Source organism: Oceanobacillus neutriphilus, from assembly GCF_014645515.1.
Taxonomy (GTDB): domain Bacteria; phylum Bacillota; class Bacilli; order Bacillales; family Amphibacillaceae; genus Oceanobacillus; species Oceanobacillus neutriphilus.
On the sequence record NZ_BMLW01000004.1, the window covers coordinates 93515 to 107751 of the forward strand.

At 39.3% G+C, this 14237-nt stretch carries 13 protein-coding genes and 1 other annotated feature; of the genes, 1 reads left to right on the forward strand and 12 read right to left on the reverse strand.

The features are described from left to right. Nucleotides 1-2: 2 nt before the first annotated feature. The 10 genes from IEX29_RS07760 to IEX29_RS07805 form a co-directional block, all read right to left on the reverse strand. Complete coding sequence (locus IEX29_RS07760) at nucleotides 3-869, reverse strand: Cof-type HAD-IIB family hydrolase (protein WP_188733901.1); 867 nt, start codon at nucleotides 867-869, stop codon at nucleotides 3-5. A 260-nt stretch (nucleotides 870-1129) separates the two neighbouring features. Further along, the gene (argH, locus tag IEX29_RS07765; RefSeq protein WP_188733902.1) at nucleotides 1130-2506 is read right to left on the reverse strand and encodes an argininosuccinate lyase; all 1377 of its coding nucleotides are present in this window, start codon (nucleotides 2504-2506) and stop codon (nucleotides 1130-1132) included. Continuing rightward, nucleotides 2503-3756 carry an argininosuccinate synthase gene (locus tag IEX29_RS07770; RefSeq protein ID WP_188733903.1) on the reverse strand — a complete coding sequence of 418 codons (1254 nt, stop codon included), beginning with the start codon at nucleotides 3754-3756 and terminating at the stop codon, nucleotides 2503-2505. The genes argH and IEX29_RS07770 overlap by 4 nt, the downstream gene beginning before the upstream one ends. Before the next feature lie 269 nt (nucleotides 3757-4025). Then, on the reverse strand, nucleotides 4026-4589 hold the full coding sequence (locus IEX29_RS07775; RefSeq protein WP_188733904.1) for a GNAT family N-acetyltransferase: 564 nt from the start codon (nucleotides 4587-4589) through the stop codon (nucleotides 4026-4028). Nucleotides 4590-4702: 113 nt separating this feature from the next. Further along, complete coding sequence (locus IEX29_RS07780; protein WP_188733905.1) at nucleotides 4703-5350, reverse strand: SDR family oxidoreductase; 648 nt, start codon at nucleotides 5348-5350, stop codon at nucleotides 4703-4705. A 79-nt stretch (nucleotides 5351-5429) separates the two neighbouring features. Then, nucleotides 5430-5843 (reverse strand): GNAT family N-acetyltransferase, encoded by a 414-nt coding sequence (locus IEX29_RS07785; protein WP_188733906.1) that lies wholly within the window; start codon nucleotides 5841-5843, stop codon nucleotides 5430-5432. 660 nt (nucleotides 5844-6503) lie between these two features. After that, nucleotides 6504-7337, reverse strand: a complete 834-nt coding sequence (gene pstB, locus IEX29_RS07790) for a phosphate ABC transporter ATP-binding protein PstB (RefSeq protein WP_229720131.1) — start codon at nucleotides 7335-7337, stop codon at nucleotides 6504-6506. A 51-nt stretch (nucleotides 7338-7388) separates the two neighbouring features. Then, the gene (gene pstA, locus IEX29_RS07795; RefSeq protein WP_188733907.1) at nucleotides 7389-8279 is read right to left on the reverse strand and encodes a phosphate ABC transporter permease PstA; all 891 of its coding nucleotides are present in this window, start codon (nucleotides 8277-8279) and stop codon (nucleotides 7389-7391) included. A gap of 1 nt (nucleotide 8280) precedes the next feature. Further along, entirely contained in the window at nucleotides 8281-9225 is a 945-nt protein-coding gene (pstC, locus tag IEX29_RS07800) for a phosphate ABC transporter permease subunit PstC (protein ID WP_188733908.1), read from the reverse strand. Between the two features lie 80 nt (nucleotides 9226-9305). After that, nucleotides 9306-10271: a PstS family phosphate ABC transporter substrate-binding protein gene (locus IEX29_RS07805; RefSeq protein ID WP_188733909.1), complete on the reverse strand. Its 966-nt coding sequence runs from the start codon at nucleotides 10269-10271 to the stop codon at nucleotides 9306-9308. 787 nt (nucleotides 10272-11058) lie between these two features. Next, nucleotides 11059-11328: a binding site (T-box leader), on the forward strand. 89 nt (nucleotides 11329-11417) lie between these two features. On the opposite strand from IEX29_RS07805, the gene IEX29_RS07810 reads away from it, so the two are divergent. Beyond that, on the forward strand, nucleotides 11418-12269 hold the full coding sequence (locus tag IEX29_RS07810) for an SAM hydrolase/SAM-dependent halogenase family protein (protein WP_188733910.1): 852 nt from the start codon (nucleotides 11418-11420) through the stop codon (nucleotides 12267-12269). A gap of 128 nt (nucleotides 12270-12397) precedes the next feature. Here the strand turns inward: IEX29_RS07810 and IEX29_RS07815 are convergent, their stop codons facing one another. Together IEX29_RS07815 and IEX29_RS07820 are read right to left on the reverse strand one after the other, a co-directional pair. Next, nucleotides 12398-13087 carry an ABC transporter ATP-binding protein gene (locus tag IEX29_RS07815; RefSeq protein WP_188733911.1) on the reverse strand — a complete coding sequence of 230 codons (690 nt, stop codon included), beginning with the start codon at nucleotides 13085-13087 and terminating at the stop codon, nucleotides 12398-12400. Between the two features lie 6 nt (nucleotides 13088-13093). Further along, the gene (locus tag IEX29_RS07820) at nucleotides 13094-14161 is read right to left on the reverse strand and encodes an ABC transporter permease (RefSeq protein WP_188733912.1); all 1068 of its coding nucleotides are present in this window, start codon (nucleotides 14159-14161) and stop codon (nucleotides 13094-13096) included. Nucleotides 14162-14237: the final 76 nt, after the last annotated feature.

A 14237-nucleotide genomic window follows, 5' to 3' on the forward strand; every position in this document is an offset into this window, starting at 1 on the left:
TTTTATTTATCCAGTTCTCTTAACATCTCTTCAATAGCTTTTGCTACACCATCTTGATCATTTGCCACCGTTTCATAATCGCATAGCTTCTTAATTTTATCATCGGCGTTGCCCATAGCGACACCACGTCCGGCCATTTCCAGCATACTGGCATCATTCCAGTTATCGCCCATTGTCATGACGTCTTCCATCGTCCAGTCCTTATCCTCAATATATTTTTGAATAGCTAAACCTTTTTGGGCTTTGGGATGATTAAATTCAAGATTCGTATCTCCAGAAGAGGTAATTACTGCACCTGTTTCATCGCGAAGCTTTCTCTTAGCTTCTTCCAGCTGATTGTTTTCAAAAGCAAAGGTAAGAATTTTATAGATTTCTATATTCTCGTCTTTTAATGCTGCCTGCAAGCTTTCCACAAAGGAAACTTCTTCTAATTGGAATCGCTGTTCTACCATTTCACGCATTTCCTGGTCGGAAATATCCGGATTAGCGGAACGCATGATATCAACAAGTACATCTAAAAAATGTTCTCTGCTTTCAGAGAGAACCCCCTTATTTGTAAATAACTCTACATACATCCCCAGCTTGCTGCACTCATTGGCAATTCGCGCAGCTACCTGCTTGTCCATAGGAATACTATTTATTTGCTTCCCATTCTCCAGGTATGTTACAGCTCCATTTAAGCTGACTACCGGACAGGTTATCCCTGCCGCCTGCAGAGGGATATTCGCAGCATGATAAGATCTGCCTGTTGCTACAATAAATTCAATGCCATTATCAATGGCGATTTTTACTGCTTCAGCATTTGCCTCGCTAATTTCTCCATTTTCATTAAGTAATGTTCCATCCATATCTGATGCAATTAATTTCACTATATCCAACCGCCTTTTCTATAAAATAGAGCTAAAAAAACAGGTAACTCAAGACATTCTCTAAAGAGAGTCCTGAAAACAGCCGCGATATTAAAAAAGGAAAAAAGCAGTGCTTTTCTGTCTTATTGCTTTTATTTTCCCATTCCCAGATATTTTTAATCCGCTCTATTTTATTTTTCATTACAAAACAACGGAGCCCATCTGCAATTGATATGAGCTCCCCGTTATTTTATCTCACTTATCTACTATACCTTATTTCCTTATGGCGATTCCAATAATTGCTCTGCCTTCTCAATCTGCTCCAGCACACTTTGTTTTGCCGTGCCGCCGGCAGCTGACCTTGCGTTAACGACAGTTTCCGGCTTCAGCGCTTCATAAATATCCGCCTCAATAATCTCTGAATATTGTTTAAACTCTTCTAAGCTCAGATCAAGCAGATAAATACCAGCTTGAATACAATTTAAAACAATCTGTCCGACAACGGCATGTGATTCGCGGAAGGTAAGCCCTTTATTCACCAGATAATCTGCTAAATCAGTGGCATTAGAGTAATCATTCGTAACCGCATTGTACATACTTTCCTTATTTATTTCCATTGATCCAATCATCCCGGCGAAGAGCTGCAGCGCACCTTTCAGCGTCTCATGTGAGTCAAACATGCCCTCCTTATCCTCCTGCATATCTTTATTATATGCCAAAGGCAAGCCCTTTAAGGTGGTCAGCATCCCGATAAGATTACCGTAAAGGCGTCCTGTTTTCCCGCGGACAAGCTCTGCTACATCCGGATTTTTCTTTTGCGGCATCATGCTGCTTCCTGTTGTGTAGGAGTCATCCAGCTCGACAAAATTAAATTCTGCACTCGACCACTGTACCAGCTCCTCACAAAGACGGGACAAATGTGTACCGATTAAAGAACCGTTGGAAAGGAATTCCACTACAAAATCACGATCACTTACAGCATCCAGGCTGTTTTCACAAATCCCGTCAAAACCAAGCTGACCAGCTACAAAACTGCGGTCAATCGGGAAGGTTGTGCCTGCCAGCGCCCCTGCACCTAATGGCGATTTATTTATACGCTTCAAGCTGTCCTCCAGACGCTCCACATCGCGTTGAAACATAAATACGTACGCCATCATATGATGCGCAAATAAAACCGGCTGTGCACGCTGCAGGTGCGTATATCCAGGCATAATGACATCTATGTTTACTTTCGCCTGTTCAATGAGTGCCTGCTGGACTGTTTTTAACAGCGCAATCAATTCTGAAACAGCTTCTCTTGCATACAGACGCATATCCAAAGCTACCTGGTCATTTCTGCTGCGCCCGGTATGAAGCTTGCCGCCTACTTGTCCAATCTCTTCAATCAGCAGACGCTCTACATTCATATGAATGTCTTCGTCTGCCTCAGACAGCTCTGCTTCTCCTGCTTCAATCTTACCGAGGACCTTTTTCAGACCCTCTGTAATCTGATCTGCTTCTTGAGCAGGAATGATATCACATTTTTTTAGCATCGCAACGTGAGCCAGACTGCCTTTAATATCATACTTCGCTAACTTCTGGTCAAAACGAATCGACGAGGTATACTCGTCGACTAATTCATTCGTTGGTTTTGTAAATCTTCCACCCCATAATTTCACGGATTAACAGCTTCCTTTACCTCTAGTTTTACTTTCTCAATCGATTTCTTTCCCTGAGGACCATTTACTGAAGCATGTACCTGTGTTGGAAGTCCCCATAATTTAATAAATCCTAATGCTGCATCATGATCAAATGCATCAGCTTTATTATAAGTCGCTAAATCAAAGTCATACAAGGAGTTTGCAGACTCTCTTCCAACAACATGTGCATGACCTTTATACAGCTTCACTTTTACTGTACCAGAAACATGCTCCTGCGTCTTCTCAATAAAGGCCTGCAGTGCTTCTGTTAATGGTGAGTACCATAAACCATAATAAACAGCCTGAGACAGCTTCTGCTCAACAATCGGTTTAAATTCCGCTACTTCACGAGGTAAAGTTAATGCTTCGAGTTCCTGATGTGCATTAATTAACGTCATTGCTGCCGGAGCCTCATAAATTTCTCTTGATTTAATTCCCACTAAACGATTTTCCACATGATCGATTCTTCCAACTCCATGCTTTCCAGCAATATCATTCAAAGTTAGAATCAATTGATCCAGGTCTAATTTCTTCCCGTCTAGCGAAACAGGCTTCCCTTGCTCAAAAGTAATCTGCACTGTTTGCGCTTCATCTGGCGCATCCATCGGGTCTTGCGTTAAATCAAACGCATCCTTAGGCGCCTCTGCCCACGGATCCTCTAAAATACCGCATTCGTTACTTCTGCCCCACAGGTTCTGGTCAATACTATATGGACTTTCCTTTTTAATTGGGACCGGAATATTGTGTTCCTTCGCATATTCAATTTCTTCTTCTCTGGACATAGCCCATTCACGAACCGGTGCAACAATTTTTAATTCAGGATTTAACGCTGTAAATGCAACATCAAAACGAACCTGGTCATTTCCTTTTCCGGTACAGCCATGTGCTACAGCTACTGCCCCTTCTTCTTCTGCAATATCCACTAATATTTTTGCAATTAACGGGCGGGATAAAGCTGAAATTAACGGATATTTCCCTTCGTACAACAGGTTAGCCTGTAATGCCGGCAATACATATTCCTCTGAATAAAGCTTTTTTGCATCAATAACATAGGATTTAATTGCTCCAACGTCCAATGCTTTTTGTTTTACGAACTCTAAATCCTTACCTTCCCCTACATCCAACGCTACTGCAATTACATCATAATTATATTTATCCTGCAGCCATTTCACCGCTACAGATGTATCTAATCCCCCAGAATAAGCTAAAACGATCTTGTCTTTTGCCACTTAAAAAATCCCCTCTCGTAAATGTGCTGTTATTGAATTATTATGCAACAGTATGTATAAAAATTCAATAGGTATTTTTAAATTTTTTTATTTTTTTGAGGAATTCAACTTTTGCCCTGTAAATACTTGTAATTCCATGCTTTTTTATTTATTTACAGAAACATTTAGAATGAGATAAGTGAGCGTTTGTTCAGAAAAAAATCCTTTTATAGGTAACTTATTTATGTATATTTTTCTCGATAAGCTATGCTTACGTTTCCCTATTGATATTACTCAGGAAACCGAGGGGGCATTCCGTTTACCTTCTTCCCCATAATTACTTGAAGGTTATCCTCTGAAATAATGGGCGCATCCTTTTTAACAACTTCCCATCCTTTCTTTTTATACAGATTCACTGCCGGCTTGTTCTGAACACCAGTTGTTAATACTGCGGTTCTGCAATTCGTTTTCATCAATAATTCATCATGGAGTTTACTCGCAATACCAAGACGTTTATAAGTATGTTCAACTGCCAGTTCAACAAACTCAAAACAATCAGATAACCAGGTGTCTATTTCGTTTTCTAATAGCTGATCAGCAATTTTTCTTCTGTAAAATTGTTTCGGCAAACTTGTATAACCGTATGCAAAACCAATTAAATTCCCTGTTGCATCTTTACATTTCAAGCCAATAAAGCCTTCATAATCGGCATGCTTTCTTATATTTCTCACAATATTTTCTTTATTCTCCAGCGAGTAATCATCTTTAAAAAAAGTCATACAATATAATTCTGCGATTTTTCCCAGATCAGAATCATTACTTTTGAAATAGTCGGTTTCTATGTTTTCTAACATCCTAAACCCCTCTCTCTTATTTTTCACTATCTATCATCAATATAACTTTTCAGCTTCATACTAATGGTTACCATACGAAAAAGACGCCCCTAATAGAGCGCCTGATTAAGCATTTAAATTTTCCTGAGAGCTTCGCTTATTGAATCTTTCCCGGTAATTAAATCAAAACCCTTTTGGTACGTGTTTTTCGCTTCCAATGCCTCGACAATGACAGCTGCTACATCTTCACGGGGAATGCTGCCTCGTTCCAGATTTTCACTAGCCTGTACTTTTCCTGTACCCGGTTCATTTTGCAAGCCGCCCGGACGAATGATTGTATAATCAAGACCGCTGTGCACCAACGCTTCATCAGCAAAGTGTTTGGCAACCATATATGGCTTAATTGGGCTTTCTTCCCAGCTGTCACGATTATGAGCCTGGAATGCACTGACCATAACAAAACGGTCAACATTTGTATTTTTTGCAGCTGCAATTGATTTGACAGCTCCATCTAAATCAATAAGCAGTGTCTTTTCCGGACCGGTATGACCACCGGAGCCTGCTGTGAATACTACTGCGTCTGCGCCCTTCAAAGCATCCTCCAAATCGGAAATACTGCCTTCTAAATCTGCTAAAACAGCATTAACTCCATTTGCTTCCAGTTCCTTTTTCTGTTCTTCTTTTCGGACCATTGCCGTAACCTCATGCTGTTCACTGGCATGAAGCTGATTAACAAGATGCCTTCCAATTTGTCCGTTTGCTCCAATAACAATTACGTTCATTCTTAACAACTCCTTCATACAATTTTTCTACTTTATAGTGTTCCCTTTCAGAAAATAACCAAACTAACTTCCAGCCCGATTAAAAATCAAGTCGTGCGAAAGCTATTGCATCCCCTTGATCACATGACTTAAATCCATTTTTCTCGTAAAAATATCTGGTATTAGGAGCTTCCTCTGTCAGCAATACTTTTTGACGGACATCTGCATATTTATGTAACACACTTTGTATTAATTCAGAACCGATTTTTTGATTATGATACGCATTCTTCACAAGTAAATCTTGAATATAGATAATAGACAGGCCATCCCCTACTACTCTAATTAATCCAATTAACTCTTCCTCCTGCCAGGCCGTTAAAACATATAAAGAATTTGCAACAGACTGCTGCAGTTTATCCAAATCTTTTGTGTAAGCAGACCAGTCAACGTCCGCATATAAATCCTCCAGAGACTTTTTATCCAGCTTTTTCATTTCTTTATAATTAATTCGCATGCTATTCACCTACTTATCTTCAAGCTAATCTTATTATAACCCGTGGATCACAGTATATCTAAGATAACGCTTTCTTAATTATATACAGCAGGTTTGACCTTTTATAATAAGGGAAGATTGATTATATATTTATAAGATTATGCTTAGCAGAAGGTGAGATTAATATGGCTCTAGCTAAAAAAAAGTTTTATCCTGAGCAGAATTATTTATTTTTTTATATCTATTCTATACGTGATTTATCCAACAATTTGGCTGGCTTTCATAAAGCTGTTGGTTGTGGCTGCTTTTATTTTATTATTGTTATGGACTTATACCAGTTTTACAACCAGAAAGTATGTCCATCTCTTTATAGCATTGGTTATTCTTGTCCCGGGTGCATTTAGAATTATATATAGATTGATTGTTTCATAAAGTACAGGTTTATTTAGCTTTGGTTTAATTTTCACTTTTTTTCGAGAGAGTCTTACTATCAGCTGCACCGTAAAAAATATGCGCATATAGCCGCGAATTATCAGTTATACACAATTTGTGGATATCTTCAAAAAATCCTCACATAGTGAGTCATTTTTAATGTCCTTACCTCTCTATGGAAGGCTTCATATTCTTTAAACAAATAAAAAGAATGACCCGGAAAGCCATTCTCACAGAAGCCTTATTCTATTATCCAAACCGGCCGGAAATATAATCCCCAGTACGTTCATCAGCAGGATTATTGAAAATATGATCTGTTTTATCATATTCAATAATTTCCCCATTCAGGAAGAATGCTGTCTTATCAGAAATACGGGCTGCCTGCTGCATATTATGCGTTACAATTACAATGGCATAATCCTTCTTCAATTCCTGTACAAGCTCTTCAATACGCAGGGTTGATTTCGGATCCAGTGCAGATGTCGGCTCATCCATTAAAATAACATTGGGCTCAACAGCTAAACAACGGGCGATACATAGGCGCTGCTGCTGTCCACCGGATAACCCGTATGCATTATCATTCAGGCGATCCTTTAATTCATCCCAGATAAATGCGCCGCGCAGGCTGTTTTCAACGATCTCATCAAGTATCTTTTTATTTTTAATGCCATGAATCTTAGGACCGTAAGCAATATTTTCATAGATTGATTTTGGAAACGGATTTGCTTTTTGAAATACCATTCCAACCTGTGTCCTTAAGTCTTCTACCCGAAATGATTTATCTAAAATATTTTTACCCTTATACGTTATCTGGCCGGATGTTTTTACAATTGGAACCAGTTCCACCATGCGGTTTAATGTCTTCAAATATGTTGATTTCCCGCACCCGGATGGCCCGATAATCGCGGTTACCTCTTTTTCCTTAATATCCATATTAATATTTTTTAAAGCATGTGTTTCGCCGTACCATAAATTCAATCCTTTTGTATCGTAAACTACTTCTTTCTGCACTTCCGGTTCGCTTCTTTCATTTTCGTTTCTTACAAGTTTCAGATTAATTGCTTTTGTCATTACAGTACTCATTCAGGATAATCTCCTCTCTTATATTAGCCAGTTATATCCCTGTTCATTTATTTAGTAACGCTGCTGAAATTTATTTCGAATCAGAATTGCGATAGAGTTTAGCAAAAATAGCAAAACTAATAGTACAATAATTGTTGCTGCTGCTAAGTTTGCATATTCTGCGACTAGAGAAGCATCAATAGTCCAATAATAGATTTGCATTGGTAATGCCGTAAATGTATCAAAAATACCTTCTGGAAACGGAATTAGTAAAGCCGGTATACCAAGCACAGTTAATGGAGCTGTCTCCCCTATTGCACGTGATAATGCTAAAATGGCTCCTGTTAAAATCCCTGGTAATGCTGCCGGCAGAATAATGCGGCGTACTGTCTGCCATTTTGTGGCTCCCATGCCATAGGACGCTTCACTCAAATTGCCCGGCACCGCCCGCAGAGCTTCTTGTGCTGCAACAATTACTATTGGAAGCACAAGCAACGCTAATGTTAACCCGCCAGCTAAAATAACATTGCCGAATTCTAATGCGCGGACAAATAATGTCAGGCCTAATAATCCATAAACAATGGATGGAACACCTGCTAAGTTAGAAATATTTGTTGCGATAAAGGATTGAAGTTTTCCTTTCTTTGCATAAAGCTCCAGATAAATTGCTGTCCCTACTCCAATTACCATTGTTACAGGAATAACGACTACCATCAGCCATGCTGTCCCTAGAATGGCTCCCATAATCCCTGCTCTGCTTGCATCCGTTGATAGATGATTCATCAGAAAGTCAATATTGATATATTCTATTCCCTGTGTAAAAATACGGATAAGCAATACTGCCAGTACAACAAGACCAAACAACGTAGAGGCGAAGAAAAGGCCTTTCCAGCCTGTATTCTTTCGTACACGAGATGACATACGCTTCCCGACCAGCTCGGCATCCATATATTTTGTTGTCATCTTAGTACTCCTCTCTAAATTTACGTGAAATATATTTTGCTAATAGATTCATAATTAATGTGAAAACAAATAGCGTTAATGCAACAGCATAAAGACTGTAATAAATCGTTGTTCCCGCTGCCGCTTCCCCGCCGGCAACCTCTACGATATAAGCAGTCATTGTCTGCATAGATCCGGTAATGTCGAAGGAGAAATTCTTAGAGCTTCCGCTCGCAATAGCTACAATCATCGTTTCTCCTATTGCCCGGGAAATACCAAGCACAAAGGAAGCAACAATCCCTGATAACGCTGCTGGGATAACTACTTTAAATGTTGTCTCCAGCTTTGTTGATCCAAGTGCCAAAGCTCCTTCTCTCATAGAGTTCGGAACAGAAGACATCGCATCCTCTGACAGCGAAGCAATCATTGGAATAATCATTACACCCATGATAATTCCCGGGCTAAGAATATTTGTCGCTTCAATAGATGGGAAAATCATTCTTAGTAAGGGTGTTACAAATGTAAATGCAAAGAACCCGTAAACAATCGTAGGCACTCCTGCTAAAATCTCTAATAACGGCTTCAATACTCTTCGTACATTATCCGGAGCATATTCACTTAAATAAATTGCGGACATCATCCCGATTGGTCCAGCTACCAGCATTGCAATAACTGTTGAGATAATCGTTCCATTCAATAATGGTAATACACCAAACTCAGGATTTTGACTTAACGGCTTTAACACTGTTCCTGTAAAGAAATCAAGAATCGGCACATTTCGGAAAAACGCAACTGACTCAGCAAACAAAGTATAAATAATCCCGACTGTTGTAAGAACCGATATGGAAGCAATAATTAATAATAGACTGGGTACCAGTCGTTCTAATTGATTAAAAAATTTCCGCTTCTGCTTTTGCTGCTCAATCATTTCACTAACCGACATACGATTCTTATTATTTGCAGCCATTATTCAAATGCCACCTTTCCTCATCAAAAAATAAGAGGAAGATGAGAGGTGAAGTCTTACCACTCATCTGTCTTCTTTTCTTATTCAATTCCTTCTAAAGCTTCCAGCTGGGACTGAACTTCCTCATCAGGAATTGGTGCAAATCCAGTCTCGCCAGCAACATTATTCGCATTTTCTAAAACATATTTTGCATAATCAAGAACTTCCGGTTTTTCCTGTGCACGGCTGGCATTCAAGTAAGTGAATACCGGACGTGTATAGTCAGCATAAGGTCCATCCTCTGCAATAGTATCCAGTGAAGGTTCAACTGCTCCTTCTCCAAAATCAATGGATACTGCATTGATTTTGTCCTGGTTACTCTGATAGTAGCCGAATCCGAAGAATCCAATTGCATTCTTATCTTCCGAAATCAATGTTACTAACGTTGAATAGTCTTTTTGAAGATCAATACCTTCTACTAAGTCTTGTTCTTCTAAAATTGTTTCGTAAAAGAATTCATATGTCCCGTGATTTTCATTTGGACCATATGTTTTAATATCTTCTTTCGGCCAGGAATCGTCGATGTCTGACCACTGAGTATATTCACCAAGGAAGATCCCCTGTATCTGTTCTGGAGTTAATTCTGTCGCCCAATCGTTATCCGGATGCGTCACAATCGTTAACCCATCTAATGCAACCTTCAGCTCTTGAACTTCAAAACCTAATTCATCTGCCTTCGTCTGCTCTTCCTCTTTTATCTCCCGGGAAGCATCATTAAAGTCTGTCCCGTTTTCAACTAAGAATTTTTCAAAGCCTGCGCTTGTTCCTGCACGACCAACCTCCACAGAAACTTCCTGCTGTTCATTTATCATATAATCCTCAGCTAAGCGAGCCATTAACGGGTATACAGTACCAGAACCATCAATTGCAATACTGCCTGATAATTCTTCGCTGCTGCCGGATTCAGATCCAGCATCTTCTGCACCGTCTGCATCTCCTGAACCACATGCTGCCAAGAAAACTAAAACAGAAACAAAAAAGAATAAAGTAACTCGTTTAAAGCTCATTAAAGGGCCCCCTTAAATTTATCTACATTAGTATTTTTACTGGACATTTCTCCTCTGTCCTTACTTTGAAGTATAGAGAAGAATTATTAATATAGTTTGTTGTTAATGTAAAGAGTATGTAAATTATCTTTAAGAGGGTTTAATATTAGAAAATCAAACTGATGAAAAAATGCACGCTTGTTACATTCTATGCTTGTCCTGTTTTAAATGAAAATATCATTTCTTTATTATTATCTTATGCACGGATATTCCATTTATCATTTAAATAAATAAACTTATGAAATATCCTATATTACCATCTCAACTTTCGCTCCTTAAAAAATAACTTGCTTATCATGGAGACAGGTGTTGATGATTTCTTTCATTCGTTGTAGAAACCTAACTGAGCGCAGACCAACCACGAAGACTCCTAAGTGGTTCGCAGTCTAAACCCGTGACTCCTGGGGCCTAAGATTACTCACCCCATCGAAAAGCGTTGTCACAACGCCTGCACTTGCACGTCCCGGGGCTGGGACTGCGATTACTCGTCCCACCGAAGAGCTTTTGCGATTACTCGCCCTATCGAAAACATTTGTGCATCGCAGGGCGAGCTGAAGATCCACTTGAAAAGCGGTTTTCTTTTCAAGTTAGCTGAAGCCGTCCCCAGGGAAAGCGTAGTGGTTGGTCGGAGCGGTGCTATACACAAGCACCATTTCAATATAAAATCTTCATGTTTTCATTTTGCTAAAACCGCTTGCATTTTATATGGCAATTACTTATAATAACGATAATTCACATTTGTTATTTATTAAAAGCGTTGAAGAGGAAAAGTAAGATTCACCTATTTTTTCACAGAGAACTTCGGTAGCTGAAAAGAAGTAAAAATAAGAATCTGAACAATGGCCTCTGAGCTTCGTGCTGAAAGTATCCTTGGGTACTAGTAGGTTCCGGCGAGATTTGGTACTCGTTATCAATACCACAGTATAAAAGCTCCATGCTTTCGTACTTGATGAGGCTGTATGTGTGAGCATACAGTAAAATAAGGTGGTACCACGTAAATTCCAGCCACGTCCTTATCGTTTATTCGATACGGGCGTGGTTTTTTAATTTCTTGTAGCAGAAAGAATAAGCCAGCTAGTCATCAGCAAAAATACAGGAGGTTTTTAAATGAGCAGAAATTTAGTAATTCAAACAGACTTCGGTATCAGTGACGGTGCAGTAAGTGCAATGTATGGCGTAGCACTTACTGTAGATTCCAATCTCCGGGTATTCGACCTGACACACAACATCCCGCAATATAATATTTGGGAGGGGTCTTATCGTTTATACCAAACTTTGCCGTATTGGCCTGAGGGGACAGTTTTTATTTCTGTTGTTGATCCGGGAGTTGGAACTTCGAGACTGAGTGTTGTTGTGAAAACGGTAAATAACCAGTATATCGTAACACCAGATAATGGAACACTTACCCATATTAAAAAGGATATCGGAATTAAGGAAGCAAGAACCATCGACGAGAAAACAAACAGGCTGCCCAGATCAGGCGAATCCTATACGTTTCATGGCCGTGATGTTTATGCGTATACCGGTGCAAGACTGGCATCAAACACGATTACCTTTGAAGAAGTCGGTCCGGCTATTGATTCAGAGGATATTGTTGAATTAACAAAACCAGAAGCATATATAGAAGAGGATATTGTCTACGGTAATATTGATATATTGGATATTCGTTTTGGTAATCTATGGACCAATATCAGCAGAGAGCTATTCCAAGAAATCGATGTTGCACATGGTGATGCTTTTGAAGTCACCATCGCCACTAACCGTCAGCAGGTATATAAAAATATCATGACATATAGACATTCCTTTGCCGAAATTCGACTTGGTGAGCCTTTACTATATGTGAATTCATTAGACAATTTAGGAGTCGCCATCAACCAGGGTTCCTTTGCCAATGCTTATCATGTTGAAACAGGGCCTCATTGGCAGATTATTATTCGTAAAGCGTCGAAAATGAATTAATTTTAAACAGATAATAGTGTTTTATTCTATAAGGACTTTTTAACAGCAGAGCTTCAAAATATATATTATTCAAACAAAAAGTGATCCATTGCCGCAAACCGGCTCTGCATCACTTTTTATTACATCTACTATAATATATCATGGACTCTTTCCTGTAATTCCATCTTACCATCTGTAATCTTATATACTTTATCACAATCATCAATCAGCCGCGTATCATGGGTCACAACAATGGTCGCTGTCTGCTTTTCTTTGGTAATTTCCTTCAGCATCTTCATTACCTCAAACGCCCGATCAGAATCGAGGGATGCAGTCGGTTCATCCGCTAAAATAATACTAGGGTTGGTATAAAGTGCTTTGGCTATCGCAACGCGCTGTTTTTCCCCGCCGGATAAGTCCCTCGGAAAGTTACGGATTAAATGATCAATTCCCAGTGACTGATAAAGCTCTTTCGCCTCTTCCTTTTGTAAATTTCCTTTCTTCACCTTATCTAACAGCTGCATCTGCTGCCCGACATTTAAATAAGGTACGAGATTAGATGCCTGTAATACAAATCCGACTTCCTTCAGCCTTAATGCAGCACGTTTTTTCTCCTTTAAATCCGTCAAAGCTGTTCCATTAATCATCACTTCTCCACCAGTTGGTGTCTGCAGCCCGCCTGCAATCGTTAAAAATGTACTTTTTCCAGATCCGGAGGGACCAATCACAGCAATTAACTCTCCTTTTTCAGCTTCAAAATCCGTTTCCTTCATTGCTTCCACTTTTGTTCTGCCAGACCCAAAGGTTTTCTGTACCTTCTTCAATTCTAAAATAGCCATGCTTTCTTACCCTCCTATCGCCTTTAATGGATCAATGCGTACGATGGTCTGTACGGAGATTAATGCTCCAATTACTGACACAATAATCAGGATGATCCCATAAATCAACATTTCGATGTAATTAAAGGCTACCGGAACTGCCGCAGGTAAAAATAAGCCTGTGATTACTGCCAAAGCCAGCCCAATCAGAACACCAGCTAAAGAAAGTAAAAATGTCTGCGCCACCACAGAGCCGGCCAAATATCCGGATGATATTCCCTGCGCCTTCATCACCCCAAAAATACTTATCTTCTGAATTGTAAGCACATAGAGAAAAATTGCCAGTACCACAGCTGATATAATAAATAAGAAGTATATCATCAATGTCAGTGTCAAATTTTGTTCTGTATAGCCTGGTAAATTTTCTATAAATGTTTCTGTATCAATAACCTGTAACGCTTCGTCTGCTTCGACATTATTTAAATTATCTGTACGAATAATAAAGGCATTAATGGCATCACTATCCCCTTCTGCAAATTCACCATATTGAAGGGTATCCAGTGTATCCTGGTCCGTGAACAATACTGGCGCTGCATTAAACCTTGCTTTATCCGTAAATCCAACGATTTCTAACGTTTCATCTGTAGAAGACAGAGAAAGTTCATCGCCGATTTCAAAGCCATCTTCTTTTAATGTATCATCAGCTATGACTTCCCCTTCATACACAAAAGCATTTCCTTCTGTCACATCCGGCATTATAAAGGAAGATGGATCTACTGCAAAAATATATACATTTTCTTTTTTATCCCCGTTACTGGCAATCGCACTCAGCTGAGATAATTCGGTATATTCGTCAACGCCGCTCCCATCAAAATCCTCTTTGGAGAGGACGGACTGCTGCAGCCGCAAATCGGATTCTTCTGTCAGGATAATCCCGTCTGCTTCCCATTTATCAACAGCTTCACGGTTTAATTGCTCTAATCCATTTGCCAGCCCTGATAAAAAGAAAACCAGATAAGAAATAAGCACCAGCACACCAATAACCAATGTAAAACGCAGCTTGTTATTCTTTATTTCATTCCAGGCTAAAAACATGAACTCACTTCCCTTTAGCTTCATTACAATACAAATACCTTTGCTTATTCCCTCTTTATAGCGTGTTTAACCCAAT

Bases quoted from the DNA above. Each gene is read 5' to 3' on its own strand.
- IEX29_RS07775 (WP_188733904.1), bottom strand. From the start codon at position 4,589: ATGTTAGAAAACATAGAAACCGACTATTTCAAAAGTAATGATTCTGAT.
- IEX29_RS07780 (WP_188733905.1), bottom strand. From the start codon at position 5,350: ATGAACGTAATTGTTATTGGAGCAAACGGACAAATTGGAAGGCATCTT.
- IEX29_RS07785 (WP_188733906.1), bottom strand. From the start codon at position 5,843: ATGCGAATTAATTATAAAGAAATGAAAAAGCTGGATAAAAAGTCTCTG.
- pstB (WP_229720131.1), bottom strand. From the start codon at position 7,337: ATGAGTACTGTAATGACAAAAGCAATTAATCTGAAACTTGTAAGAAAC.
- pstA (WP_188733907.1), bottom strand. From the start codon at position 8,279: ATGACAACAAAATATATGGATGCCGAGCTGGTCGGGAAGCGTATGTCA.
- pstC (WP_188733908.1), bottom strand. From the start codon at position 9,225: ATGGCTGCAAATAATAAGAATCGTATGTCGGTTAGTGAAATGATTGAG.
- IEX29_RS07805 (WP_188733909.1), bottom strand. From the start codon at position 10,271: ATGAGCTTTAAACGAGTTACTTTATTCTTTTTTGTTTCTGTTTTAGTT.
- IEX29_RS07810 (WP_188733910.1), top strand. From the start codon at position 11,418: ATGAGCAGAAATTTAGTAATTCAAACAGACTTCGGTATCAGTGACGGT.
- IEX29_RS07815 (WP_188733911.1), bottom strand. From the start codon at position 13,087: ATGGCTATTTTAGAATTGAAGAAGGTACAGAAAACCTTTGGGTCTGGC.
- IEX29_RS07820 (WP_188733912.1), bottom strand. From the start codon at position 14,161: ATGTTTTTAGCCTGGAATGAAATAAAGAATAACAAGCTGCGTTTTACA.